Source organism: Limnohabitans sp. DM1 (genome assembly GCF_001269385.1).
In the GTDB taxonomy this organism is placed as follows: domain Bacteria; phylum Pseudomonadota; class Gammaproteobacteria; order Burkholderiales; family Burkholderiaceae_C; genus Limnohabitans_A.
The window spans coordinates 94,705-120,814 of sequence record NZ_CXOO01000010.1; the positions used below are offsets into that span (position 1 = coordinate 94,705).

Below are 26,110 nucleotides of genomic sequence, written 5' to 3' on the forward strand. Positions count from 1 at the left end.
TGAGTTTCTTGTCGAAGCCGTGATTCTAACAGAGCCGTCAGGGCTTCTTGGGCACCATGACCGCGGCATTGCGTGGTGCCATGGTCAAACTCACCAAGCTGCTGCTCATCACACCGCCGTCCACCATTTCAAAGGTGGCGGTGCGCTCTTGTCGGGTCATGACCATGAAGCTGGTTTTACCCCGAATCACCGACACCACGGTCCAGCCCTGGGCGGGATAGGTGTCCAAAAAGAAGCGGAAAGCGGCGTCAAAGTCACGCCCCACATCCAACACCACACGGCCCACCCAGTTGTCACCTGCGCCAATGATCAGTGACTGGTCAGCGCGAATGAGGCTGCCCGCGGGCAAAGGCAATTGGCCCAGCAATTGGGTCGGGTTTTGCACTTGGCTGTTGGGGTCGCCAGCAGCCAGGGTTGTGCTTCCCTGGCTGGCACAACCGAGCAAGCCGCAGGCCAGCAAAGCGGCCAGACATGCCGACCGCAATGACCTGGGCAGGGATGAAACCACGGGCGCCATCATGCGCTCAGCAGCGCCAGGCCGCCCATATAAGGTCGCAACACTTCGGGCACCGTGACCGAGCCGTCGGCGTTTTGGTAATTCTCCAGCACAGCCACCAAGGCCCGGCCCACAGCCAGGCCGGAGCCGTTCAGGGTATGCACCAACTCGTTTTTGCCTTGGGCATTTTTGAAGCGCGCCTGCAAGCGACGCGCCTGGAAGGCCTCGCAGTTGGACACCGAACTGATCTCGCGGTAGGTGTTTTGAGCGGGCACCCAGACTTCCAGGTCATAGGTCTTGCTGGCGCCAAAGCCCATGTCGCCGGTGCACAGGCTCATCACGCGGTAGGGCAAACCCAGTTTTTGCAAAATGGCTTCGGCGTGGCTGGTCATGTCCTCCAGCGCTTCATAGCTTTTGTCGGGGTGCACGATCTGCACCATCTCGACTTTGTCAAACTGGTGCTGGCGGATCAGGCCGCGCACATCGCGGCCACCGCTGCCCGCTTCGGACCGGAAGCACGGGGTGTGCGCGGTCAGCTTGATCGGCAATTCGGATTCGGCCAACACCTCGTCGCGCACGACGTTGGTGAGCGTCACTTCAGAGGTGGGAATCAGGTACAGGGCCTGGTTGTCTTCACTGCCGTCTTGGCCACCCTTGTTGGCGGCAAACAAGTCGGCTTCAAACTTGGGCAGCTGGCCCGTGCCGCGCAGCGTGTCGGCGTTCACGATGTAGGGGGTGTAACACTCAGTGTAGCCGTGCTCGCGGGTCTGGGTGTCGAGCATGAACTGGGCCAAAGCCCGGTGCAACTGGGCCATGGGGCCACGCATGAAGGTAAAGCGCGAACCCGACAACTTGGTGCCGGTTTCAAAATCCAGGCCCAGCTTTTCGCCGATGTCCACATGGTCCTTGACCTCGAAATTAAAGGCACGCACCGTGCCCCAGCGGCGCACTTCGACGTTGCCTTCTTCGCCCTCGCCCAAAGGCACCGACTCGTGCGGCAAATTGGGCACTGCCAGCAGCAGGGTCTGCAATTCGGTCTGGATTACTTCCAGGCGTTGGGCCGAAGCCTCCAGCTCGTCCTTGATGGCGCCCACCTGGGCCATGACCGCATCGGCCTCGGCATGCTGACCTTTGCCCTTGAGCATGCCAATTTGCTTGGACAGGCTGTTGCGCTGGCTTTGCAGCTCTTCGGTGCGGGTTTGCAGGGTTTTGCGTTCCCCCTCCAAAGCGCGGAAGGCCTCAACGTTCAGAAAAGGCTGGGGGTTTTTACGGGCCTGCAAACGCGCCACAGCTGCGTCCAGATCTTTGCGGAGTAGAACAATATCAAGCATGAGCGCATTGTAGTGACCCACGCTGTCTCAGCATTTGTAAGCGCCCCAGCTGGCGCTGATACCCTTTGCGACTGCCCCAACTGAATTGCCGCGTCACAAGCTCCTCGCAATGACTAAAAGCACGCCATCCTTACGTCGTGGCGAGCGCACTTCACACCGTCATGGCGAGCGAAGCGTGGAAAACCATTGCGTCAATCCAGCTTGAGGCCTTTGGGCAAAGGGAACTTGATGTGTTCTTGGATGCCGTCCAAGGTGCGCACCGACACCACGCCCAACTCGCGCAGCCGCGCAATCACCTCTTGCACCAGCACATCCGGCGCTGATGCCCCGGCCGTGAGCCCCACTTTTTGGGCCTTGTCCAGCCAATGGGGCTGCAGTTCTGCTGCACTGTCCACCATGTAAGCGGGTGTCCCCAGGCGATCGGCCAGCTCACGCAAGCGGTTGCTGTTGGAGCTGGTGGGACTGCCCACGACGATGACCACATCCACTTGGGGGCTGAGCAGTTTCACCGCGTCCTGCCGGTTTTGGGTGGCGTAGCAGATATCCTGCTGCTTGGGTTCGCGCACCTGCGGAAACCGCGCCTTCACGGCCGCCACGATCTCGGCGGCATCGTCCACGCTCAAGGTGGTCTGGGTGACGACGGCGAGCTTCTCGGTTTGAGCGGGTTGCACCTTGGCCACATCGGCCACGTCTTCCACCAGATGGATGCCGCTGTCGAGCTGGCCCATGGTGCCTTCCACTTCAGGGTGGCCCTTGTGGCCGATCATGAGGAATTCGTAGCCCTCTTTGTGCAACTTGGCCAGCTCCACATGCACCTTGGTGACCAAGGGGCAGGTGGCGTCAAAGATGCGAAAACCGCGCCGCTCGGCCTCTTGCTGTACCGCCAGGCTCACGCCATGGGCGCTGAAAATCAAGGTCGCACCGGGTGGGACTTCGGACAATTCCTCAATGAAAATCGCCCCCTTGGCCTTGAGGTCGTTGACCACATAGGTGTTGTGTACGATTTCATGGCGCACATAAATCGGCCGACCAAACTTGGCCAGTGCGTGCTCAACAATATCAATCGCGCGATCCACACCCGCACAAAAGCCACGGGGTTCGGCCAGCAAAACTTCAGTGGTCATCACAAGACTCCTATCAACTGCACTTCAAAGGTCACCGGCTGCCCGGCCAAGGGGTGGTTGAAGTCAAACAGCACCGCGCCCTCTTCGCCCACTTGCAAAACGGTGCCCGCATAGGCGCCCAGGCCATCGGGTGTCGGAAACTGCACCACATCGCCAGCGGCGTACTTTTCCATCGGATCACCCAGCTCATTGAGCAGCTTGCGCGCCACCCACTGCTGCATGTCGGGGTTGTGGTCCCCAAACGCCTCGCCAGCGGGCAGCTCCATGACGGTGCGGGTGCCTTCTTGCAGGCCCATCAGGCGCTGCTCCATGGCAGGTGTCAACTCACCCGAACCCAGCGACAAGGTCGCCGGTTTCTCGAGGAAGGTGTTGATGATGTCCCCCTGCGGACCGGCCAGGCGGTAGTGGAGCGTCAAAAAGGAACCGGGTTGAACAGTGGACATAAGGGTTTTCTGGAATGCCGCAATCGCGGCGGAACAGGCATAAAGAAGCCACTATTGTAAAAAGCCGGGCCGACCCGCTCCAGCACAGGGGCAAGTCAGGCACCAGGCGGCTCCAGGGAGGGGCATTCACATGAGCATCAAGGACTTGCCAGCCGATGCGCGGCCCCGTGAAAAATTGCTGGCCCGAGGCCCACAGGCCCTGAGCGATGTCGAACTGTTGGCCATTTTGCTGCGCACCGGCATGGCGGGCAAAAACGTCTTCCAGCTGGCCCAGGAGCTGCTGGACATGGGCGGCATTGCCGGTTTGCTGCAAGCCAGCCCCGCCTCGCTCAAAACCGTCAAAGGCCTAGGTCCGGCCAAAAAAGCAGAATTGCTGGCCGTGTTTGAAATCGCCCGCAGGGCGCTGAGCCAGCGGCTGCAAGAGCGCCAGGCCTTTCACACGCCCGATGCCGTCAAGCAATACCTGCAGTTGCAGCTGGGCCATAAAAACCACGAAGTGTTCGCCGTGCTGTTCATGGACAGCCAAAACCGGTTGCTGGCCTGGGAAGAGCTGTTTCGAGGCACGCTCAGCCAGACGAGCGTCTACCCCCGCGAAGTCGTCATGCGCGCCCTGCACCACCAGGCCGCCGCCGTAGTCCTCTCACACAACCACCCCAGTGGCTCGGTCCAGCCCAGCCGCGCCGATGAAGCCCTGACCCAATCGCTCAAAGCCTCGTTGGCCCTGGTCGACGTGCGCGTGCTCGACCACATCATCGTGGGCCAGGGACAGGCCCTGTCCATGGCAGAGCAGGGTTTGATGTGAACCGAAGTGCACCCATGTCGGAATTTGCCGACATGGGGCGTCATTTGCAGGTCAGCGGCTTCAGCCCCGACATGGGGCCTGCGCCAGAGCCAGCTATGTCGTAGCTTAAGCTATGACCTACGGGGACCGTGTTTTCCGAAGGTCGGCGGCTTCAGCACCGACCAATGCGTGTTTGACTGGCCATACATGCCATTCCAGGCCCCCCATGGTGCACCGGTAAACTCGCTGCTTTTCATTGCCCTGCTGACCATGTCTCATTACCACCTCTACGCCATCGGCAATGCCTTGGTCGATACCGAATACGAAGTCTCTGACGCACTGCTGCAGACCATGGGCGTGAGCAAACGCCACATGACCCTCATCGACACCCCGCAGCGCGCCGAACTGCTGCGCCATGTGCAGGGCTTGCACGCCCGCCGCACCGGAGGAGGCTCGGCGGGCAACACCGTGGTGGCCTTGGCCCAACTGGGGGGCAAGGCGTTTTACTCTTGCCGCGTGGCCGATGACGAACTGGGGGCTTTTTACAGCCAGGATTTGCAAGCCAACGGCGTGGCCACCAACCTGACCCACACCCGGCCACAGCCCGGACAAACCGGCAGCTGCATGGTGCTGGTCACGCCCGACGCAGAGCGCAGCATGTGCACATTTTTGGGTGCCACCTCTGAGCTGGACGCCAGCGCCTTGCACCCGCACGACATTGCCAAATCACGCATTTACTACATGGAAGGCTACCTGGCCGCCTCGCCCACAGGGCTGCAAGCGGCTGTGCAAGGTCGCCAGATCGCCACGCAACACCAAGTGCAAACCGCGCTCACGCTCAGCGATGTGAGCATGATCAATTTCTGCCGCACCGGGCTGGAGGCCATGATCGGAGACGGCCTGGACTATCTGTTTGCCAACGAAGAGGAAGCGCAAACCTGGTGCGGCACCACCGACCTGGAGGTCATCATCGGCCAGTTGTCGCAGCTGGCCCGCACGGTGTGCCTGACGCGTGGCCCCAAGGGCAGCATCGTGGTGCAAGGTGCGCAGCGCACCGACATCCCGGCCGTACCCACCCAGGCGGTGGACACCAATGGTGCAGGCGACATGTTTGCCGGGGCCTTCTTGTTTGGCATCACCCACGGCCACAACCCCGAAGAATCGGCGGCGCTGGCCAACCGTGCGGCTGCAGCCGTGGTCGGTCAGCACGGCAACCGCCTGAGCACGGCGCAAACACAGGCCATTTACGCGCACTTCCAGACCCACTGAAGCCCTGAATCAGGCCTGAATCAGACCATCCACCACCTGGATGGTCTTGTCACAGCGCAGGGCCAGCGCCGTGTTGTGGGTCACCAGCAGCACCGTGGTGCCCTGCGCCTGGTTGATGCGCCGCAGAAGATCAAACACCGCATCGGCACTTTTGGTGTCGAGGTTGCCGGTGGGCTCGTCTGCCAGCAGCAAGGCGGGGTTCATGGCCAGCGCACGGGCCAGCGCCACACGCTGCTGCTGGCCACCGCTCATATTGCCCGCCAGGTTGTTTTGCCAAGGTGTCAGGCCCACGCTTTCCAGCAATTGCTCAGCCCGTTCGCGCATGGCCGCATTCGGAAAACCCGAGGCGCCCAGCATGGGCATCATCACGTTTTCAAGCGCCGTGAAGGCCGTGATCAGGTGGTGGTATTGAAAAACAAAACCTATGCTGTGACCGCGCAAGCGGGTCAGGTCTGCTTCCCCCAGGGTGGTGGTTTCTTCGCCCATCAGCTGCAAGCTGCCCGAGGTGGGGCGGTCGAGCAGGCCGATGATGTTGAGCAAGGTGCTTTTGCCCGAGCCCGAGGGTCCCATCACCGCACAGAAATCACCGCGCCAAAGCCTCAAGTCAATGCCATGCAAGACCTCGGTCTCGATGCCCGTGCCCACGTTGAAGGCCTTGCGCACGCCTTGCAATTGAACCACCACATCAGCCACGGATTGCCTCCACAGGGTTGAGCCTGGCCGCCCGCAGGGCCGGGGCAAAGGCGGCCAGCAAGCCCGTCATCGAAGCCAGGCCCAAGGCGAGCGCAAACAAATTCGGGTCCAGCACCAGAGGAAACAAGGGCGTGCCATCGGCATTGAGCGCCAGGCGTTGCCACAGCACCAAACCACCGGCCCCCACCAGACAACCCAGCACCGCGCCCCCGAAACCCAGCACCCCACCTTGCAACAAGAACACCCGCAGGATTTGCCCCCGGGAAATGCCCATGGCCCGCAAAATGCCGATCTCGCGCGACTTTTGCACCACCGACACGACCAACACACTGGCAATGCCAAACGCCACCGACAGGCCCACAAAAAAGCGGATGGCCGTGTTGGCGGTGGTCTGTGCACTGACAGCCGCAAAAAACTGTGCACTGCTCTTGATCCAGCTGTCGGCCTGCACCCCCAGGGCAGAGCTGATGCGCTGGGCGATGATTTCTGCGGCATACACATCGCGCACCGTGACTTCCATACTGGTGACACCGCCGGGCAAGCCCAACAGGCTTTGGGCTGTGCGCAGTGCCACAAAGGTGCTGCGCTGGTTGGCGCCTTTGCTCCCCAAGTCAAACACGCCCGACACCGTGAGGGTGAAGGCCTCCCCTGACGCGTTGGTCACACGCAATTTGTCGCCCACGCCCACGCCCAGATCGCTGCCCAACTCCAGGCCAATCAAGATGTCCTGACCCGTCAAGCGGGGCTCGCCAAACACGATTTTTTCGGGCAGCTTGACGATCTGAAAATACGCCTCGGGCTCCACTCCCGTGAGCGAAATCGCCCGACTGGCACTGCCGCGCACCGCCAGCGCAGAACCACTGACCACCGGCGCCACCACCAACACCCCCGGCATGCTGCCAATCTGGCGTTGCAGGGCCTGCCATTGGTCAATCGATTTGAGCCGCTGCAAGGGCGGCTGAACAATGGCGGCATTGACACTGTCTTCGCGCAGTGATCGCGTCACTTCTTTTGGGGGCAGCAACTGAATGTGCGCTTGCGCCGACAAGACCCGCTGAATGAAATTGCTTTGCAAACCCGCCAGCAACGCTGACATGAACACAATCACGCCCACGCCAATGGCCACACCGGTCAGGATGAACACGGTCTGCAAACGCCCCTCGCGCAAAAAGCGGATGGCCACAATCCATTCGAACGGTATCCAGGTCTTGTACATGGCCTGCAATCAGGGGACTGAGACGGACTGCAAGCGCACGCGCTGACCCACACGCAAATTGACGGGCGCCTCCAGCACCGCATCGCCTTCGCGCAAGCCCTGCAGCACCTCAACCCAGTCCCCGCCGCGCAAGCCCAATTGCACCGGTGTGTGCTCGGCATGCCCCGCCACCACCCGCCACACCCAGGGCGCGCCGCTCGAGATGTCATGCACCGCATTCAGGGGCAAGGCCAGGGCTTTGTCGCGCCGCGCCACTTCCATGTCCACCGACACCGTCATGTCCTGCTTGAGGAACTCGGGCTTCTCGGGCACATCCAGGCGCACCTCCACCGCGCCGGTTTGTGCATTGACGCCTGGATGGATGAAGGCCACCACCGCCTTGAAATGCTGCTGGGCATAGGCATCGGCCGAAGCCAGCGCCTGTTGACCCAGTGAAATGAGGTGCAGGTTTTTCTCATCAATCTGAACCACCAGCTGCGTGCGCCCTTCGGGCGACAGCGTCATCAAGACCTTGCCCGCCTGCACCACATCACCAGCTTCCACATGGCGCGTGATGACTTGTCCTGCCACAGGGGCCTCAATCCTTGCATAGCGGGCGCGTGCACGGGCGGTCTGGGCATTGGCCTGGGCCTCGGCCACCGCCCCCAAAGCCAGCGCATGCTCACTGCCCGATGGATTGGCCGATTCCAGTTGCTTGCGGGCAGACAGCGCCTGTGCATCGGCCAGCGCCAGCGCTTTGCGCGATTCATCCAGGGCTGCTTGCCCGACAAAGCCTTGGTCAAACAACTCTTTTTGACGCTGCCAGTTAGATCGGGCCAGATTGGCCTGGGCCAGCGCCTGATGCAAGGTTTGCTGCGCCACAGGGGCTTGCAAGTCTTGCAGCTGCCGCAAGCGCCCTCGGGCCTGCACCACGGCCATTTCGGCTTGCCGCTGCAAGGCATTCAACTCCGCAGACACCAGCTCGATCAACACCTCGCCCTGACGCACCGTCTGCCCCTCCACCGCTGACACACGGGCCACCGTTCCGGTGATTTGAGCGCCCATGTCCACACGGTGCGGCGTCTGCACCCGCCCCGTGGCCACCACGGTCTGCACCAAATCGCGGCGCTGGATGGACTGCGCCACCACTTGCGGCCCCATCCACCAGTGCCATCCCAGCGCCGCCACCAGAAACAAGGCACAGCCCACCAGCAAATGCCAGCGGTATGCGCGAACCCAGGTCAAAGCCAACATCCACTCCCCAATGAATCACGTCCGGCAGCCCAAACCGCCGCGCAGATCAGATTCATTGTGTTCAAGGCCTGAACATGCTCACCTGATGCAGATCAAGAAATCGCCTGTCATAGGCGCCAAGCGTCGTCCGACTCTGCGAGTGCCGACCTACGGGGACCGCGCTGCCGTAGGTCGGTGGTCGAAGACTCCGACAGATGACTGCCAACCCGCAGTGCATGGGTCATGGGTACATCCCCAAAAAGCCAAAGGGCCGGTGCACCGGCCCTTTGGCATCTCAGCGCCTGAAGCGATCACTCGCCCAGGTAGGCGGCCCTGACTTTGGGGTCTTCGAGCATGTCCTTGCCCACGCCCGTCATGGTGATGAGACCGGAGTCCATCACATAACCCCGGTCGGCAATGGCCAAGGCACGGCTGGCGTTTTGCTCCACCAGCAGCACCGTGACGCCCTGAGCGTAAACATCGCGCACCACCTCGAAGATCTTGTCGACCATGATGGGTGACAAGCCCATGGACGGCTCATCCAGCAGCAAGACCTTGGGGCGGCTCATCAGGGCGCGGCCCATGGCCAGCATTTGCTGCTCGCCGCCGGACATGGTGCCGGCCAGCTGGTCCTTGCGCTCGCGCAGACGCGGGAAGATGGTGAACATCTTCTCAATGTCGTCGGCGATGCCTTTTGTGTCCGAACGGATGTACGCGCCCATTTGCAGGTTTTCGGTGATGGTCATGCGGGTGAACACGCCACGGCCTTCGGGCACCATGGCCAGGCCTTGCTTGACCAGATCCCAAGGGCCTTGACCCTTGATGCTCTTGCCCAGGTATTCGATGTCCCCCACCTGCAAAGGCAAGGTGCCCGTGATGGCCTTCATGGTGGTGGTTTTGCCCGCACCGTTGGAGCCGATCAGCGACACCAGTTCGCCCTCGCGCACCTCCAGGCTCACGCCCTTGACCGCCTGAATGCCGCCGTAGCCGACTTGCAGGTCTTTGACTTTCAAAAGAACATTGGCCATCTCAGTGCCCTCCCGTGCCCAGATAGGCCTCAATCACTTTTTCATTCTTCTGCACATCTGCAGGCGTGCCTTCGGCAATTTGCTTGCCGTAGTCGAGCACCGTCACACGGTCACACAAGCCCATGACCAGCTTCACGTCATGTTCAATCAGCAAAATGGTGCGGTTGTCCTTGCGGATCTGGTCGATCAACTCGCGCAATTGCACCTTTTCGGTCGCGTTCATGCCGGCCGCTGGTTCGTCCAGGGCAATCAGTTGTGGATCGGTGGCCAAAGCGCGGGCAATTTCCAGGCGACGCTGGTCACCATAGGACAAGGTGCGGGCTTTGTAGTCGGCGTATTTGCCGATGCCCACATAGTCCAGCAGTTCGTGCGCCCGTTTGGCAATGGCGGCTTCCTCGGCCTTGAAGCCGGGTGTGCGAAAAATGGCCCCGAGCAAACCGGAGTGGCTGCGCACATGGCGGCCCACCATCACGTTTTCGAGGGCGGTCATTTCGGCGAACAAGCGGATGTTCTGGAACGTGCGGGCAATGCCCGCCTTGGCCACTTCGTGCACGGCAGTGGGCTGGTAAGGCTTGCCTGCCAGCTCAAACGAGCCGGTATCGGGTGTGTACAGGCCAGTGATCACGTTGAAGAATGTGGTCTTGCCCGCGCCGTTGGGGCCGATCAGGCCATAAACCTGGCCGCGCTGGATGGTCATGCCCACATCAGTCAGGGCTTGCAGACCGCCAAAACGTTTGGAAATGCCTGCAACTTGGAGAACGGTATCTTGTGTCATGTGCAGGTCTTTCATTTCGTCTTGAGCGATTTGCCGTGTTCGGGCGATGGCCACAAGCCACGAGGACGCATCAACATGATCACGATCATGGCCAAAGCCACCAACAGCTGGCGCATGATGGACGCGTCCAATCGGCCGCCGGTCATCTCTTGCAAAGGACCGGCCACGTAGCGCAACACTTCGGGCAATGCCGACAACAAAATCGCGCCCAAAATCACGCCCGGCAAATAACCCAGCCCCCCCAACACCACCATGGCCACGATCATCACCGACTCCATCAGGCTGAAGGATTCGGGCGAGATGAAGCCTTGAAAGCCTGCAAACATGGCCCCCGACACACCACCAAATGTGGCGCCCATGCCAAATGCCAACAACTTCAGGTTGCGGGTGTTCAGGCCCATGGCCTTGGCCGCGATTTCGTCTTCACGAATGGCCATCCAGGCGCGGCCAATGCGCGAAAACTCCAGACGGTGCGAGATCAAAATGGCCAGCAGCACCAGGCTCAGGAACAGGTAGTAGTAGAGCGACACCGAGGAAATTTCGAAGTCACCGATCATCAGTTTCTTGCCCAGGTTGATGCCAAAAATGGAAATCGGGTCGATCTGATCGAGCCCTTTGGGGCCGTTGGTGATGTTGACGGGGTGGTCCAGGTTGTTCATGAACACGCGGATGATTTCGCCAAAACCCAAAGTGACGATGGCCAGGTAGTCCCCTCGCAACTTGAGCGTGGGCGCCCCCAGCAGCATGCCAAAAATGCCCGCCAAAGCCGCACCCACGGGCACGATCAGCCAGATGGGCATGTGCATGCCCTCCGGAAAGGCTGCCGCGATCCACGCGAAGGTGTTGAACAGGTGGGGCGACGACAGCAGGCCATACATGTAGGCCCCCACTGCGAAGAAAGCCACATAGCCCAAATCGAGCAAGCCGGCATAACCCACCACGATGTTCAGGCCAACGGCCAACAAGATGTAAAGCAAGGCCATGTCGGCAATGCGCACCCAGGCGTTGCCAAAGCCCTGAAGAATCAGGGGCAGCACGATGAGCGCCACGCCAATCAGGATGTATTGAAGTGTTTTGTTGATTTTCATGACAGGGGTCCCTTCCATCAAGCCCGGTCGGCCACGCGTTCACCCATCAGGCCCGAAGGGCGCAGGGTCAGCACAAAGATCAACACAATGAACGCAAAGATGTCGGTGTAGTGGCTGCCCAACACGCCGCCTGTCAGCTGGCCAATGTAGCCCGAGCCGATGGCCTCAATCAGGCCCAGCAAGATGCCGCCCACCACCGCGCCCGACAAGTTGCCAATGCCACCAAACACGGCAGCCGTGAAGGCTTTGAGTCCGGGCAAAAAGCCCATGGCGTGCTGCGCCGTGCCGTAGTTGGAGGCGTACATCACGCCTGCAATGGCCGCCAAAATCGCGCCGATCACAAAGGTGGCCGAAATCACCATGTCGGGCTTGACGCCCATCAAACCGGCCACGCGGGGGTTTTCAGCCGTGGCGCGCATGGCGCGACCCAAACGGGTGTAATTGACCAGCCACATCAGGACCGCCAAAGACACCGCTGTCACGCCCAAAATCATGATTTGCGTGGGGGTGATGACCGCACCACCGAGATTGATCGGTGTGCTGGACAGCAAGGTGGGATAAGCTTTGTAGTTGGGCTTCCAAATGATCATGGCCACGGTCTGCAACAAGATGCTCATGCCAATGGCCGTGATCAGGGGGGCCAATTTGGGGCTGTTGCGCAGCGGGCGGTAGGCGACTTTTTCAATCGTGAAGTTCAGCACGACAGCCACCACGCAGGCAATCAGGGTGGCCAAGATCAAAATGATCCAGCCCGGGGTGCCCGGCATGGCACTCTGCATCATGCCGATGGCGGACCAGCTCGTCAAAGCGCCCACCATCAGCACTTCACCGTGCGCAAAATTGATCAGGTTGATGATGCCGTACACCATGGTGTAGCCCAAGGCCACCAAAGCGTACATGCTGCCCATGACCAGGCCATTGATGACCTGTTGCAGGAAGACGTCCATATTTCATTTCTCCGTGTTTTGACCTGCGCTTAGCAGACCACGCTTCGGTTGTTGTAATGAAGTCAAGAAACACCTTTTGGGTGAGCCCTGACAACTAGCAAAAACCCCGCCAGATCGATGCAAGGCCTGGCGGGGTGGCGGGATTGTAGTGAAAGAAAACATGGCATCAGTATTCAATTCCCTACGGAATTACCCTGCCGCCAAATTCTTCTTTCGCAGTTCTTCCAGTTTGTCAGCGATTTTGATCTCCAAACCCCGGCGCACGGGCCTGTAAAAACCTGGATCGGCCATGCCATCGGGCAGGTAATGCTCACCCGCTGCAAAGCCATCTTCCTCGTCGTGAGCGTAGCGGTAACCTTTGCCGTAATCGAGGTCTTTCATCAGCTTTGTGGGCGCGTTGCGCAAGTGCATGGGCACGGGGCGTGTGCCGTCTTTTTTGACAAAGGCGCGGGCTTCGTTGTAGGCCTTGTAGGCGGCGTTCGACTTGGGCGCCATGGCCAGATAAATCACGCATTGGGCCAGGGTCAACTCCCCTTCCGGGCTGCCCAGGCGCTCATACACCTCACAGGCATCGAGCGCCATGCGCAAGGCCCGGGGATCGGCCAGGCCCACGTCTTCACTGGCCATGCGGATCAATCGCCTGGCCATGTAACGCGGATCGGCACCGCCATCGAGCATGCGCACAAACCAATACAGTGCTGCGTCAGGGTCCGAACCACGCACGGATTTGTGCAGGGCGCTGATGGTGTCGTAAAACTGCTCGCCACCCTTGTCATAGCGGCGCATGCGTTCGCCCAGCACGCGCAGCAGCCACTCGTCGGTCACAGGGTCAACGCCTTGCTGCTTGGCCGCCATCGACAAGGTTTCCAGTGTGTTGAGCAAGCGCCGGGCATCGCCATCGGCATAGGCCAGCAAACGGCTCAGGGCCTGGGGCTCAATGGGCGGCACAGCTTGTATGGATTGCGCGCGCAACACAATGTTGTTCAGATCGTCTTCATTGAGCGGCTGCAAGACGTACACCGCCGCCCGAGAGAGCAAGGCCGAATTCACCTCAAACGAGGGGTTTTCCGTGGTGGCCCCGATGAAGGTGAACAGCCCGCTTTCCACATGCGGCAAAAACGCGTCTTGCTGGCTTTTGTTGAAGCGGTGCACCTCATCGACAAACATGATGGTGCGCTGCGGGTGCAGGCCGCTGCGGGCCAGTTCTGCTTTTTCCACCGCTTCGCGGATGTCCTTGACACCCCCCAGCACCGCGCTGATGCTCAGGAACTGGGCATCAAAGGCATCGGCCATCAAACGGGCAATGGTGGTTTTGCCCACGCCCGGCGGCCCCCACAAAATGCAGCTGTGCGGCTGGCCTGACTCGAAAGCCAGTCGCAAAGCCATGCCTTCGCCCAACAAATGCTGCTGACCAATCACCTCACCCAAGTGACGGGGACGCAGGCGCTCAGCCAGTGGCGCATGGGGTGGGGCTGCAGGCATGGCGTTCAAAAAGGCTTCAAGGACGGATCACATCCACCCCGGCAGGCACCCGAAAGGCAAAGGTCTGTGTAGGCAAAGCGGGGTTGAGTTCAAAGACTGAAAAGCTCAGCACTGAGCGCTGGCCCAGGCTGTCTTGCACATCAAGCACCGACAAGACCACCCCTTGATCGGTGCTGCGCAAGCCCACGAGCACAGTCTGGATTTGGCCTTCCGACCTTTTGGGCGTGGCACGCACCCACTGCAAACCGTCCTTGTCGGGCTCGGACTTGAACTGGAAATCGGCTTTCAGGGCCTCCAGATCGGAGGCCGCCGTGAGCAAGGCAGCAGGCGTGGCGCCCAGCATCTGGGCTTGGGGGCGCGCCGTCACCTGATTGAGATCCAGATCGTGCAGCCACAAGGTCTGGCCGTCGGCCACCAGGGTTTGCACAAAGGGCTTGCGGTAGTCAAACCGGAACTTGCCAGGCCGTTGGAACTCGAAGCTGCCGCTGGAGGTTTTGACACGCGGCGGCTGCCCGGCTTTGGCGGGCGATGTGACCACCTGCGTGAACTGTGCACGGCCACTGCGGGCCTGCTTCATGAATTGCGACAGGGCTTCCAGGCCATCGGCGTGCACCCAAGGGCTGGCCAGCATGGCCACACCCAGACACCAAACACCGATCCAATCACGACGAAAAATGTTCATAAGACTCACTCGGTGCGCGCAGGCACCAAAATTTCACGCTGACCACTGCCACTCATGGCGCTGACCAGTCCTGCTTTTTCCATGTCTTCCACCAGACGGGCGGCACGGTTGTAGCCGATTTTGAGGTGGCGCTGCACCAGCGAAATGCTGGCCTTGCGGTTTTTCAACACCACTTCTACGGCCTGGTCGTACATTGGGTCTTTCTCGCCATTGTCACCCTCGCCCAGCATGCCGCCATCCTCGTCCACCGTACCACCTTCCAGCACGCCCTCAATGTAATCGGGCTCACCCTGGGTTTTCAGGTAACTCACCACGCGGTGGACTTCCTCGTCGCTCACAAAGGCGCCGTGCACCCGAATCGGGAAGCCCGTGCCACTGGCCATGTACAGCATGTCACCCATGCCCAATAAGGCCTCAGCGCCCATTTGGTCCAGGATGGTGCGGCTGTCGATTTTGGAGCCCACAGAAAACGCAATGCGTGTCGGGATGTTGGCCTTGATCAGGCCCGTGATCACGTCCACGCTGGGGCGCTGGGTGGCCAAAATCAAGTGGATACCGGCCGCACGGGCCTTCTGGGCCAAACGCGCAATCAGCTCTTCGATCTTCTTGCCCACCACCATCATCAAATCAGCTAGCTCATCAATCACCACCACGATGTGCGGCAAACGCTTGAGCGGCTCGGGATCGTCGGGCGTCAGGCTGAAGGGGTTGTAGATGAACTCTTCGCGGGCCGTGGCTTCGTCAATTTTCTGGTTGTAACCGGCCAGGTTGCGCACGCCCATCTTGCTCATGAGTTTGTAGCGTTTTTCCATCTCGGCCACGCACCAGTTCAAACCGTGGGCAGCCTGGCGCATGTCAGTGACCACCGGGGCCAGCAGGTGAGGGATGCCTTCATAAACCGACATCTCCAGCATCTTGGGGTCGATCATCAAGAGGCGCACATCGCGCGCTTCGGCTTTGTAGAGCAGTGACAAGATCATGGCGTTGATACCGACCGACTTGCCCGAGCCGGTGGTGCCAGCCACCAGCACATGCGGCATCTTGGCCAGATCGGCCACCACCGGGTTACCAATGATGTCCTTGCCCAAGCCCATGGTCAGCATGGATTTGGCTTCGTTGTAGACCTGCGACCCCAGGATTTCGCTGAGCTTGATCGACTGGCGCTTGGCGTTGGGCAACTCCAATGCCATGAAGTTCTTGCCCGGAATCGTCTCGATCACCCGAATCGACACCAGACTGAGCGAACGCGCCAGGTCTTTGGCCAGGTTCACGACCTGTGAGCCCTTCACGCCAATGTCTGGCTCGATCTCATAGCGCGTGATCACCGGCCCGGGCGCAGCCGCCACCACCCGCACCTTGACACCGAAGTCCGAGAGTTTTTTCTCAATCAGTCGGCTGGTCATCTCCAGCGTCTCGTGCGACACGGTTTCTTGCTTGGACGTCAGCGCATCGAGCAAATCGACCTGCGGCAGCTTGCTGTCAGGCAATTCAGAAAACAAGGGTTTCTGACGCTCCTTGACCACCCGATCGCTGCGCGGAACCTCCATCACAGGCGGCTCAATCACCCGGGGTGCAGGGGGTGTTTGCACGATGACCGGCGCCAATGCCGGGGTAGCCAAAAGCCCCCCGTTTGGAGCAGCGGTGTTGGTGTCTGTGTCTGCACTTCGAGGCACAAATTTGGCATTGGACGCTTGTGCCTGCGGCGCATCGTCCATGTCCCACCGAGGCTCAATGGCCTGTGGCGGCACAGCTTGTTCGCGCTCACGCAAGGCCTGCTGGCCCAATGCCAAATCTTCCAGAATTTCACGTTTTTCGTGGCGCGCCTGGATCAGGGCGTCGATGCGGGCACCAATGCCTTCGGCCAGCTTGCCCCAGGAAAAGCGAAACACCACTGCCACCCCGACCACTATGGCGGCAATGTTCACCAAAGCAGCGCCGGTAAAGCCCAACCAGCGCACACCCAGCGACCCCACAAGATAGCCCAAGACGCCACCACTGTGACCTGGCAAATGGGTCTCCAGACGGTACAAACGGGACCATTCCATGCTGGCACTGGCTGACAGCAAAAGCGCAAGTCCGACCCAAAAAACAAGGTAACTGCGCTGCCAACGCGACTGCGCAGGCATATTCTCCTGCGCCGCGGCCCCTCTTATCCAGGCCACAAAGCCCCCCCACCAAGCCCTTGCGGCAACAGCCAGACACCACCAGGCAGAGTAGCCCAGCAAAAAATATGACAAATCGGCGCCCCATGCGCCAGCGCGCCCCATCCAGTTGCGCACGATCAGCCCCGATCCCGAAGTCGACCAAGCCGCATCTGCGGGGTGATAGCTCCACAGGGCCAGCAGACACAAAAGGAGCAAGACGCCACCGATCAGCAGCGCAATTTCCTGAGCAAAACGCGCCCAGAACATCTTGGGTTCGCCAGTGGGCGCGGCGCGGGCCGTCGGGTTGGTCAAGGTGTGCAGTGAATAAGTCATAAATCAGGCACAAGCTTACCCGATCAGTCTCCCGCGTTTGGCGCGCCCAGCCCCACGCGAATCCCTCAACACCCCTCTGCTTTTGGCAGTTTCTTACAATGGCGTCACCGGATGCAGCGCATCCCGCACGCCATTCCTCTGAATATTCAAAAACCACACCTCATGTCCACAAGCACCCAACACGCCCAAGTCCTGATCCTCGGCTCCGGCCCCGCCGGTTACACCGCCGCCGTGTATGCCGCCCGCGCCAACCTCAAACCCCTGTTGATCACCGGCATGGCGCAAGGCGGCCAGCTCATGACCACCACCGAGGTGGACAACTGGCCCGCCGACGTGCATGGCGTGCAAGGCCCGGACCTGATGCAACGCTTTCAGGAGCACGCCGAGCGCTTCAACACCCAGATCGTGTTTGACCACATCCACACCGTCAAGCTGGAGCAGCGCCCCTTCACCCTGATCGGCGACAGCGGCACCTACACCTGCGACAGCCTGATCATCGCCACAGGCGCATCGGCCAAATACCTGGGCCTGCCGTCCGAAACCGCTTTCATGGGCCGCGGCGTGAGCGGCTGCGCCACCTGCGACGGCTTCTTCTACCGCGACCAGGTCTGCTGCGTGGTGGGCGGCGGCAACACCGCCGTTGAAGAAGCCCTGTACCTGTCCAACATCGCCAGCAAAGTCTATTTGATCCACCGCCGCGACAAGTTCAAGGCCGAGCCCATCCTGGTCGACAAGCTCATGGACAAGGTCGCCGCAGGCAAGATCGAACTGAAAACCTTCCAGACCCTGGAAGAAGTGCTGGGCGACGCCTCGGGCGTGACCGGCGTGCGCCTGAAAAGCACCAAAGACGATAGCCTGCACGATGTCGAGCTCAAGGGCTGCTTCATCGCCATTGGCCACGCCCCCAACACCGACATCTTCCAGGGCCAACTGACACTGGAAAACGGTTACATCGTGACCCAAAGCGGCTTGAAGGGCTTCGCCACCCAAACTTCGGTGCCCGGTGTGTTCGCTGCGGGTGACGTGCAAGACCATGTGTACCGCCAGGCCATCACCAGCGCGGGCACGGGCTGCATGGCCGCGCTCGATGCGCAGCGTTTTCTGGAACAGAACAACGGTTAAATCACTGCCGCGATCGCACTCGAAAGGAAACCTGAGCCCTGCGATCCAGAAGTTGACTGCCAACGAACAGCGAATGGGTGCAGGGGGTGCCTGCCGGGGTGATGTGGCAAAGCGAAGCGCCTCTGAACCCCGGCAGGCACCCGCAACGACTCCCCACCAAGGCTCGAACCACCCTGAATGGGTCACAAAAGACCGACCAAGGAGTCCCAGCCCCTGCTTTCTGGCTATAATCTGAGGCTTTGCTGGAACTGCCCGGAATGTCATTCGGGATCACGGAGCCAGCGATCTGGGATACCGCCACCCATCTTGGCGAGGTGAGGCTGGAGCGCCAGGCCCCGTGCAAATCTGCACGAGACCCATCGGCACCGGCTGTTTAAAAAGTATCGGAGTGTCCACATGGCACGCGTTTGCGACGTAACGGGCAAAGGCCCAATGACGGGAAACAACGTTTCCCACGCCAACAACAAAACCAAGCGCCGGTTCCTGCCGAACCTGCAATACCGTCGTTTCTGGGTTGAAACAGAAAACCGTTGGGTGCGTCTGCGCGTCTCCAGCGCTGCTCTGCGCCTGATCGACAAAAACGGCATCGATGCCGTGCTCGCAGACCTGCGCGCACGCGGTCAAGCCTAAACCCAGAACATTAGGAGTCATACACCATGGCAACCAAAGGCGGACGCGAAAAAATCAAGCTGGAATCCACAGCTGGCACTGGTCACTTCTACACGACCAGCAAAAACAAGAAAACCATGCCCGAGAAAATGTCGATCATGAAGTTCGACCCCAAAGCTCGCAAGCACGTTGAATACAAGGAAATCAAGCTGAAGTAATTCAGCCTGAGCCTTGCAACAAAAAACCCGCTGTTCACACAGCGGGTTTTTTTATGTCCGAAACAGTGGTGGTTGCAGGTCGTCTGTCGAAGACCCCGACAAATGCTTACCCATCATCCACGCCCATGTTGGCATGTACCCTTGGGACGCCAACAACGTCGGACTCTTCGAGTACCGACCTACGGGGGCCGCAACCCGGAAACCCTCCCCAAAACAAACAGGGCCCGAAGGCCCTGTCTGGATGTGTTCGCTTGAAAATCAGGCGGCGGTCTGACGCACGGCGCGCAGCTTTTCAGAGAAGTCACGCAAAGCAGCGATGCCGCTTTCTTCGGCGCGGCGGCACCAGGCTTGCAGGTCAGCCGCCAACTGCTCACGCGAGTGTGAGGTGTTCAGCCAGATCTGACTGAGTTCTTCACGCATTTGCAGCATTTTGTCGAGCACCGGGCTGGCCGCACGGGCCTGCGTGAGCTGAACTTGCGCATCAGCCGGCACCTTGGCCGCGTCGCGGTGCAACCAACGTTTGGCCGTCTGCAAGACATCTGCATCTAGCTTGAGTTTGCCGGCTTCCTCCTGCATCACAGCTCGCACATTGCGGGCATAACCCGCCATCACTTCGTAGCGGTTGGCGATCAAGGCTTCCAGAGTCTTTTCGTCGGCCACAGGACGAATGTCACCATAAGCCAAGCGGGGAGGTGTTTTCTTGACAGTGGCCATGCCCAGGGTTTCGAGCACACGGATATACAGCCAGCCGATGTCGAACTCGTAAGGCTTGACCGACAGCTTGGCCGATGTGGGGTAAGTGTGGTGGTTGTTGTGCAACTCTTCACCACCGATCAGGATGCCCCAAGGCGAGATGTTGGTGCTGGCGTCGTGCGCCTCAAAGTTGCGATAACCCCAGTAGTGGGCTGCACCGTTGATGATGCCGGCCGCCGTGATCGGGATCCATGCCATTTGCACAGCCCAGACTGTCAAGCCAATAAAGCCGAACAAGGCCACGTCGATGATCAACATCAGGGCCACGCCTTGCCAGGAAAATCTGGAATACAGGTTGCGCTCAATCCAGTCATCAGGCGTGCCGTGACCGTAGCGCTTGAGGGTGTCCAAGTTCTTGGATTCCTTGCGGTACAGCTCGGCGCCCGTGAACAACACGGTTTTGATGCCATGCACATGGGGGCTGTGCGGATCTTCGGCTTGCTCGCACTTGGCGTGGTGCTTGCGGTGAATGGCCGCCCACTCCTTGGTCACCTGGCCTGTGGTCAACCACAGCCAGAAACGGAAGAAGTGCGAGGGAATGGCGTGCAGGTCCAAGGCGCGGTGGGCCTGGTGACGGTGCAGGAAAATGGTGACGCTGGCAATGGTGATGTGGGTCAGGCCCAAGGTGATCAACACCATTTGCCACCAGGACAAATCAAACAGGCCGTGGCCCATCCACTGCACCACCGCATCCAAAAAAGCCCAATCAGGCAACAACATGTCTTTGTCTTTCTCATAACGCCTGATTTCAGGCAATTTGTCGATTTTAAGTTTTTCGGCACAAAAAAGACAGTGTTTTCAACTGTCTCAATGACATTTACCGGAAAAAATATTACTTTTTAACCCACGCTGCGGCAAAAAATCCGTCCGTACCGTGTCTGTGTGGCCACAGTCGCAAATACATGCCCGAAGCCTGAATCTGCCCCGAGTCGGCCATTTCTGGCGTACATAAGCGGGCTGCATCGGGCACTTTGAGGCGCTCCAGTTCCTGGGCCACATTCAAGGGCATGAAATCCGGGTTGGCGGCGCTGAAGGCTTGCGCAATCAGCTCGTTTTCCTCGGGCAACACGCTGCAAGTGGCATACACCAAACGACCGCCAGACTTCACCAGACGCGAGGCGCTTTGCAAGATGGCTTGCTGCTTTTCGGTCAACTCTTGCACAGCTTGGGGTTTTTGCCGCCACTTCAAGTCGGGGTTGCGCCGCAAGGTGCCCAGCCCCGAGCAAGGCGCATCGACCAGCACACGGTCGATCTTGCCGGACAGGCGCTTGACGCGTTCATCGCGCTCGTGCGCAATGGCGGCCGGGTGCACATTCGACAAGCCGCTGCGGGCCATGCGGGGTTTGAGGGCATCGAGGCGGTGGCCCGACACGTCAAACGCGTACAAACGGCCCGTGCTGCGCATGGCTGCGCCCAGCGCCAGCGTTTTACCGCCCGCGCCCGCGCAAAAGTCCACCACCATCTCGCCCCGGTGGGCGTCCACCAGCAAGGCCAGCAGCTGCGAGCCTTCGTCCTGCACCTCGATCGCGCCCCGGGTGAAAGCGTCGGTTTTTTGCAAAGCGGGTTTGCCTTGCAGGCGCAGGCCCCAAGGCGAGTAAGGCGTGGGCTCGGAAGCGATACCCGCTTGCGCGAGCTCTTTTTGGATGTCGCTGCGTTTGGCTTGCAGCATGTTCACGCGCAGGTCCAGCGTGCCGGGCTGCTGCAAATGCTCGGCCAAGTCCCAGAAATCCTCGCCCAATTGGGCTTGCAGGGCTTGGGCCATCCACTCGGGCAGGTTGTGGCGGTGCGGGGCCATCAGGGCGTCGGCGGGAATCGCGTCACAGGTCGCGAGCCATTTTTTCTCGGTGTCGTTGAGCGCTGAGGCCAGAAAATCGCGCGGCCCAAAAAAACCCAAAATCGCCAGCTTGCGCTCTTTGGGGCCGGAGCCCGAGCGGGCCAGCTGCTCGAACAGCAGTTTTTTGCGCAGCACCGCAAAAGCGGTTTCGGCCAAAGTGGCGCGTTCGCGGGGGCCCAAAGAGCGGTGTTCACGGAAATAGCGCGACACGACAGCGTCGGCGGGATGTTCAAATTGGAGGACCAGCCTGACCAGATCGGCGCAGGCGTCTAAAAGGGCTTTTGGATGCATAGGGGTGTATTGTCCCATTCCTGCCCTTTGCCCAAAAACCCACAGGAATCACATGACCGAAACTTTGCCGCCCCTGATTGAAACGCCCAAAGGCCTCTACCATCATTACAAAGGCGGGCAGTACCGCGTGTTGGGTACCGTGCGCCACAGCGAAGACCTGCAACCCATGACGCTGTACCAGGCGCTCTATGGCGAACAAGGCCTTTGGGTGCGGCCCGCCGCCATGTTTACCGAAGTGGTCGAGTTCAATGGCCAATTGCAGCCGCGCTTTGAGCGCGTGGGGGATTGAACGTCTGATGCAGTTACGGTCAGCGCTTGCCCATGTAGGAGCTGAAACCACCAAGCTGCAACACGGACTCTTCGCAGGTCGGCAGCTTCAGCTTCGACATTGCAGGCTCCGGCACAGCCCCATGTCGGAGCTGAAGCCACCAAGCTACGTGTTCTGGGTCCACAGAAATTGAGCCACGGCACGCGGATAAATCAAATGCTCTTGCGTGAGCACCCGCGCCGCCAGCATGGCGGCCGTGTCACCCGCCAGCACCGGCACCACCGCTTGCGCCAAGATGGGGCCATGGTCCAGATCGGCTGTGACCTGATGCACCGTGGCCCCAGCGAACTTGCAACCCGCATCAATGGCCCTCTGGTGTGTGTTGAGCCCGGGAAAAGCTGGCAGCAAAGAAGGATGGATATTGAGCAAGCGCCCGGCATAGTGCGCCACAAAACCCGGTGTCAGGATGCGCATGAAACCGGCCAGCACCACAAGACTGGGCGAGAACTGGTCAATCTGAACCATCAAGGCCGCATCAAACGCCTCGCGACTGGCAAACGCCCTGTGGTCCAACACAGCTGTGGCAACGCCCTGCGATTGGGCCAAGGCCAGACCTTGGGCATCGGCCTTGTTGCTGATCACGGCGGCCACCCGCACATTCAAGCGTTCAGCCCAACGTTCCTGCTCGGCCGCATGCAAGATGGCCCCCATGTTGGAGCCCGAACCTGAAATCAAAATAACGATGTTTTTCATGAAGTGGGCGATTATCCCTGCCCTCAAGCCTTGACAAGACTTTTGTCGCACCAAGGACAAGCCGAATCGGTCTGCGCATGATAAAAAGCACGGTCGTTTGATTTTGCTTGAACTGCACTCAAAAACACCCACCCCCAACGGAGAGATTCCCCCATGGATTTGGCATTCACCCCCGAAGAGCTCGCGTTCCGCGACGAGATCCGCACCTGGGTCAAGGCAAACTTGCCCGCTGACATTTCACAAAAAGTGCACAACGCCATGCGCCTGACCCGAGAGGACATGCAGCGCTGGGCCAAGATTTTGGGCAAAAAAGGCTGGCTGGGCCATGGCTGGCCCACGCAGTTTGGCGGCCCGGGCTGGACCGCCGTGCAAAAGCATTTGTTCGAAGAAGAATGCGCCCTGGCCGGCGCCCCCCGCGTCGTGCCTTTTGGCCCCGTGATGGTGGCCCCAGTCATCATGGCTTTTGGCAACGCCGAGCAGCAGCAGCGCTTTTTGCCCGGCATCGCCAGCGGCGAAGTCTGGTGGAGCCAGGGCTACAGCGAGCCGGGCTCCGGCTCTGACTTGGCGTCGCTGAAAACCCGCGCCGAGCGCGTGGGCGACAAATACATCGTCAACGGCCAGAAAACCTGGACCACGCTGGGCCAATACGGCGAGTGGATCTTCTGCCTGGTGCGCACCAGCACCGAGGGCAAGCCCCAAACCGGCATTTCCTTCTTGTTGATCGACATGAAGTCGCCCGGCATCACCGTGCGCCCCATCAAACTGCTCGACGGCGAGTGCGAAGTCAACGAGGTCTGGTTTGACAACGTCGAAGTGCCAGCCGAGAACCTGGTGGGCGAAGAAAACAAGGGCTGGAACTACGCCAAGCACCTGCTGGCCCACGAGCGCACCAACATCGCCGACGTGAACCGCGCCAAGCGCGAGCTCGAGCGATTGAAGCGCATCGCCAAAGCCGAAGGCGTGTACGACGACATGCGCTTCCGCGACGAAATCGCCAAGCTCGAAGTCGACATCGTGGCACTCGAAATGCTGGTGCTGCGCGTCCTGTCCGCCGAAAAGTCGGGCAAGAACTCGCTCGACATCGCAGGCCTTTTGAAGATCAAGGGCAGCGAGATCCAGCAACGCTACACCGAGCTGATGATGCAGGCTGCGGGCCCCTTTGCCCTGCCCTTCATCTTCGAAGCCATGGACGCCGGCTGGCAAGGCGACTTCCCCGGCGGCACGCTGGCCAATGCGCCACTGGCCGCCAACTACTTCAACATGCGCAAGACCACCATTTACGGCGGCAGCAACGAAGTGCAACGCAACATCGTCGCCCAGACAGTTCTGGGTTAAGGAGACACACATGGATTTCGATTTTTCTGACGACCAGCAACAACTGCGCGACGCGGTGCGCAAATGGGTGGACAAGGGCTATGACTTTGACCGCCGCCGCGCCATCGTCGCAGCCGGCGGTTTTGACCGTGCCGCTTACGGCGAAATGGCCGAACTGGGCCTGACGGGCCTGTACGTGAGCGAAGATCACGGCGGCATGGGCATGGGCCCGACAGAAGCCATGGTCACCATGGAAGAACTCGGGCGCGGCATCGTGCTCGAACCCCTGACCCAAACGCTGATTTGCAGCGCCACGCTGCAAACCCACGCCCCCGCAGCCCTGCAAGCCACTTGGTTGCCGCGCATGGCGGCAGGCGAAGCGATCGTCGTGCTGGCGCAGCAAGAGCGCGGTGCCCGTTATCAGCTGAACCGCTGCACCGCCCAGGCCAGCGAGTCTGGCGGCGCATGGGCCGTGAGCGGCACCAAAAGCGTGGTCGCCGTGGGTGACCAAGCCGACGCTTTTGTGGTGCCCGCCGCCGTCAACGGTCAAATCGCTTTGTTTTTGGTCGAGCGCAGCGCCAGCGGCGTGAGCACTCAGGCCTACGGCACACAAGACGGCTCACGCGCCGCCGAAGTGGTGATGAACCAAGCCCCCGCGCAACTGATCACCTTGAACGGCCCGGCCGCTTTGGAAGAGGCGGTGGACATTGGCATCGCCTGCACCTGCGCCGAAGCCGTCGGCGTGATGGACAAGACTTTGGCCATCACCGTGGACTACATGAACACGCGCAAGCAGTTCGGTGTGAACATCGCCAGCTTCCAGGCCCTGCGTCACCGCGTGGCCGACATGAAGATGCAGCTGGAGTTGGGCCGCTCGATGAGCTACTACGCCAGCCTGAAACTGCATGCGCCTGCTGACGAGCGCCGCCGCGCCTTGGCCCGTGCCAAGTACCAGCTGGGCGTGTCCATGCGCTTCATCGGCCAGCAAGCGGTGCAGCTGCACGGCGGCATTGCCGTCACGGACGAGTACATCGTGAGCCACTACTTCAAGAAATTGACGCAACTGGACATGAGCTTTGGCGACACCCTGCACCAGCTGGGCGAAGTGTCAGCCCGGATGCAGGAGACGGCGGGCGTGTTTGCCTGAATCGGGTAGAGCGGGACGGCGGCGCTGGCCGAGCTCAGAGGCGCTTCGCTTTGCCACATCGCCCGACCAGCGCCGCCGTCCCGCCTGGTGGCCAAACAATCACTCGCCATCGATCTGACATACCAATGACAAAGGGCCCCACAAGGGGCCCTTTGTCATTGCTCAGAACTTCCAGTGGGTTTGTCTGCGAACTACACCGGGGAGTGGGCTCGCACCCAGTCACGCATGGCGTCATTCATTCGGGTCTGCCAACCCTTGCCGGTGGACCGGAAAGCTTCCAACACATCTGCATCAAAGCGGATGGTGATGCGTTCTTTGACGACCTCAGAGCGTGGTCGCCCGCGTGGCTTGAGCATCGTCTGTGCGGCCTGGGTTCCGAACAGCTCGGGCAACACCTCTGATGCAGGGCGGGCGCGGGCAAAGTCTGCATCCGTCCATTCCGGGTTGTCGTCATCTATCAGCTCTGGGTTTGGGCGTTTTGGCATATCTCTTGACCTCTCTCGAATTGGCCTTGCGCAGACTGATGACATGCACCTTGCCTTCGCGCGGCGTGAAAACAACGGCGTGCAACCGCCCCCCGATGAACCCCAGCACCTGAAATCGCCGCTCTCCATAGGCTTTGCGGGTGTCTTCCTCCATCAGCGCATGGGCCCAGTCAAGCTGCTCGACAAGCTCAAACGGCAAACCTCGGCTCGCTCTATTGGTGGCGTTTTTGGCTGGATCAAATCCAATCTTCACCATTTTATTGTATGCACAT

General features: G+C 60.3%; 27 protein-coding genes. 8 read left to right on the plus strand and 19 right to left on the minus strand.

The window, feature by feature from the left end:
- Positions 1-37 precede the first annotated feature (37 nt).
- The 4 genes from AMM33_RS01690 to AMM33_RS01705 form a co-directional block, all read right to left on the minus strand.
- Positions 38-517, minus strand: coding sequence for a hypothetical protein (locus tag AMM33_RS01690; protein WP_228767892.1), 480 nt, complete (start codon positions 515-517; stop codon positions 38-40).
- Entirely contained in the window at positions 517-1,827 is a 1,311-nt protein-coding gene (gene serS / locus AMM33_RS01695) for a serine--tRNA ligase (protein WP_090138206.1), read from the minus strand. Before serS ends, AMM33_RS01690 begins: the two co-directional genes overlap by 1 nt.
- A 191-nt stretch (positions 1,828-2,018) precedes the next feature.
- Positions 2,019-2,951, minus strand: a complete 933-nt coding sequence (gene ispH, locus AMM33_RS01700; protein WP_090138208.1) for a 4-hydroxy-3-methylbut-2-enyl diphosphate reductase — start codon at positions 2,949-2,951, stop codon at positions 2,019-2,021.
- Positions 2,951-3,394: an FKBP-type peptidyl-prolyl cis-trans isomerase gene (locus AMM33_RS01705; protein WP_090138210.1), complete on the minus strand. Its 444-nt coding sequence runs from the start codon at positions 3,392-3,394 to the stop codon at positions 2,951-2,953. The genes ispH and AMM33_RS01705 overlap by 1 nt, the downstream gene beginning before the upstream one ends.
- A 130-nt stretch (positions 3,395-3,524) precedes the next feature.
- Here AMM33_RS01705 and radC point away from each other — a divergent pair, with 130 nt between their 5' ends.
- Positions 3,525-4,196 (plus strand): RadC family protein, encoded by a 672-nt coding sequence (radC, locus tag AMM33_RS01710; RefSeq protein WP_090138212.1) that lies wholly within the window; start codon positions 3,525-3,527, stop codon positions 4,194-4,196.
- A 249-nt stretch (positions 4,197-4,445) separates the two neighbouring features.
- Positions 4,446-5,444, plus strand: coding sequence for an adenosine kinase (locus AMM33_RS01715; RefSeq protein ID WP_090138711.1), 999 nt, complete (start codon positions 4,446-4,448; stop codon positions 5,442-5,444).
- A 9-nt stretch (positions 5,445-5,453) separates the two neighbouring features.
- Here the strand turns inward: AMM33_RS01715 and AMM33_RS01720 are convergent, their stop codons facing one another.
- The 10 genes from AMM33_RS01720 to AMM33_RS01765 form a co-directional block, all read right to left on the minus strand.
- Positions 5,454-6,128, minus strand: a complete 675-nt coding sequence (locus tag AMM33_RS01720; protein ID WP_228767923.1) for an ABC transporter ATP-binding protein — start codon at positions 6,126-6,128, stop codon at positions 5,454-5,456.
- A gap of 1 nt (position 6,129) precedes the next feature.
- Positions 6,130-7,353, minus strand: a complete 1,224-nt coding sequence (locus AMM33_RS01725; protein ID WP_090138713.1) for an ABC transporter permease — start codon at positions 7,351-7,353, stop codon at positions 6,130-6,132.
- Between the two features lie 9 nt (positions 7,354-7,362).
- The gene (locus tag AMM33_RS01730; protein ID WP_090138216.1) at positions 7,363-8,586 is read right to left on the minus strand and encodes an efflux RND transporter periplasmic adaptor subunit; all 1,224 of its coding nucleotides are present in this window, start codon (positions 8,584-8,586) and stop codon (positions 7,363-7,365) included.
- A 290-nt stretch (positions 8,587-8,876) separates the two neighbouring features.
- Positions 8,877-9,593, minus strand: coding sequence for an ABC transporter ATP-binding protein (locus AMM33_RS01735; protein WP_053170317.1), 717 nt, complete (start codon positions 9,591-9,593; stop codon positions 8,877-8,879).
- Between the two features lies 1 nt (position 9,594).
- Positions 9,595-10,368: an ABC transporter ATP-binding protein gene (locus AMM33_RS01740; RefSeq protein WP_090138715.1), complete on the minus strand. Its 774-nt coding sequence runs from the start codon at positions 10,366-10,368 to the stop codon at positions 9,595-9,597.
- 11 nt (positions 10,369-10,379) lie between these two features.
- Complete coding sequence (locus AMM33_RS01745) at positions 10,380-11,456, minus strand: branched-chain amino acid ABC transporter permease (protein ID WP_090138218.1); 1,077 nt, start codon at positions 11,454-11,456, stop codon at positions 10,380-10,382.
- Between the two features lie 17 nt (positions 11,457-11,473).
- Positions 11,474-12,403: a branched-chain amino acid ABC transporter permease gene (locus AMM33_RS01750; RefSeq protein ID WP_053170323.1), complete on the minus strand. Its 930-nt coding sequence runs from the start codon at positions 12,401-12,403 to the stop codon at positions 11,474-11,476.
- Positions 12,404-12,592: 189 nt separating this feature from the next.
- Complete coding sequence (locus tag AMM33_RS01755) at positions 12,593-13,885, minus strand: replication-associated recombination protein A (protein WP_090138220.1); 1,293 nt, start codon at positions 13,883-13,885, stop codon at positions 12,593-12,595.
- 16 nt (positions 13,886-13,901) lie between these two features.
- Entirely contained in the window at positions 13,902-14,516 is a 615-nt protein-coding gene (gene lolA / locus AMM33_RS01760) for an outer membrane lipoprotein periplasmic chaperone LolA (RefSeq protein ID WP_228767924.1), read from the minus strand.
- A 56-nt stretch (positions 14,517-14,572) separates the two neighbouring features.
- Complete coding sequence (locus tag AMM33_RS01765; protein WP_090138223.1) at positions 14,573-17,044, minus strand: DNA translocase FtsK; 2,472 nt, start codon at positions 17,042-17,044, stop codon at positions 14,573-14,575.
- A 162-nt stretch (positions 17,045-17,206) separates the two neighbouring features.
- On the opposite strand from AMM33_RS01765, the gene trxB reads away from it, so the two are divergent.
- The 3 genes from trxB to rpmG all read left to right on the plus strand — a co-directional run bounded on the left by trxB (position 17,207) and on the right by rpmG (position 18,993).
- On the plus strand, positions 17,207-18,166 hold the full coding sequence (trxB, locus tag AMM33_RS01770) for a thioredoxin-disulfide reductase (RefSeq protein WP_090138717.1): 960 nt from the start codon (positions 17,207-17,209) through the stop codon (positions 18,164-18,166).
- A gap of 396 nt (positions 18,167-18,562) precedes the next feature.
- On the plus strand, positions 18,563-18,796 hold the full coding sequence (gene rpmB, locus AMM33_RS01775) for a 50S ribosomal protein L28 (protein ID WP_026039317.1): 234 nt from the start codon (positions 18,563-18,565) through the stop codon (positions 18,794-18,796).
- Between the two features lie 26 nt (positions 18,797-18,822).
- On the plus strand, positions 18,823-18,993 hold the full coding sequence (rpmG, locus tag AMM33_RS01780; protein ID WP_006298735.1) for a 50S ribosomal protein L33: 171 nt from the start codon (positions 18,823-18,825) through the stop codon (positions 18,991-18,993).
- Positions 18,994-19,251: 258 nt separating this feature from the next.
- Here rpmG and AMM33_RS01785 read toward each other — a convergent pair whose 3' ends face one another.
- Both AMM33_RS01785 and AMM33_RS01790 read right to left on the minus strand, forming a co-directional pair.
- On the minus strand, positions 19,252-20,466 hold the full coding sequence (locus tag AMM33_RS01785) for a DesA family fatty acid desaturase (RefSeq protein ID WP_090138719.1): 1,215 nt from the start codon (positions 20,464-20,466) through the stop codon (positions 19,252-19,254).
- Positions 20,467-20,578: 112 nt separating this feature from the next.
- A complete protein-coding gene (locus AMM33_RS01790; protein WP_090138225.1) occupies positions 20,579-21,871 on the minus strand; it encodes an RsmB/NOP family class I SAM-dependent RNA methyltransferase in 1,293 nt (430 codons plus the stop codon).
- Between the two features lie 52 nt (positions 21,872-21,923).
- Between AMM33_RS01790 and AMM33_RS01795 the strand changes: the two genes are divergently transcribed.
- A complete protein-coding gene (locus tag AMM33_RS01795) occupies positions 21,924-22,160 on the plus strand; it encodes a DUF1653 domain-containing protein (RefSeq protein ID WP_090138228.1) in 237 nt (78 codons plus the stop codon).
- 144 nt (positions 22,161-22,304) lie between these two features.
- Here the strand turns inward: AMM33_RS01795 and purN are convergent, their stop codons facing one another.
- The gene (purN, locus tag AMM33_RS01800; RefSeq protein WP_090138229.1) at positions 22,305-22,892 is read right to left on the minus strand and encodes a phosphoribosylglycinamide formyltransferase; all 588 of its coding nucleotides are present in this window, start codon (positions 22,890-22,892) and stop codon (positions 22,305-22,307) included.
- A 153-nt stretch (positions 22,893-23,045) separates the two neighbouring features.
- Here purN and AMM33_RS01805 point away from each other — a divergent pair, with 153 nt between their 5' ends.
- Together AMM33_RS01805 and AMM33_RS01810 are read left to right on the plus strand one after the other, a co-directional pair.
- Complete coding sequence (locus AMM33_RS01805; protein ID WP_090138231.1) at positions 23,046-24,227, plus strand: acyl-CoA dehydrogenase family protein; 1,182 nt, start codon at positions 23,046-23,048, stop codon at positions 24,225-24,227.
- Positions 24,228-24,237: 10 nt separating this feature from the next.
- Positions 24,238-25,353 carry an acyl-CoA dehydrogenase family protein gene (locus AMM33_RS01810; RefSeq protein ID WP_090138233.1) on the plus strand — a complete coding sequence of 372 codons (1,116 nt, stop codon included), beginning with the start codon at positions 24,238-24,240 and terminating at the stop codon, positions 25,351-25,353.
- A 191-nt stretch (positions 25,354-25,544) separates the two neighbouring features.
- On the opposite strand, the gene AMM33_RS01815 is transcribed toward AMM33_RS01810, so the two are convergent.
- A complete protein-coding gene (locus AMM33_RS01815; RefSeq protein WP_090138235.1) occupies positions 25,545-25,838 on the minus strand; it encodes a BrnA antitoxin family protein in 294 nt (97 codons plus the stop codon).
- Complete coding sequence (locus AMM33_RS01820) at positions 25,804-26,094, minus strand: BrnT family toxin (protein WP_228767893.1); 291 nt, start codon at positions 26,092-26,094, stop codon at positions 25,804-25,806. Before AMM33_RS01820 ends, AMM33_RS01815 begins: the two co-directional genes overlap by 35 nt.
- Positions 26,095-26,110 lie beyond the last annotated feature (16 nt).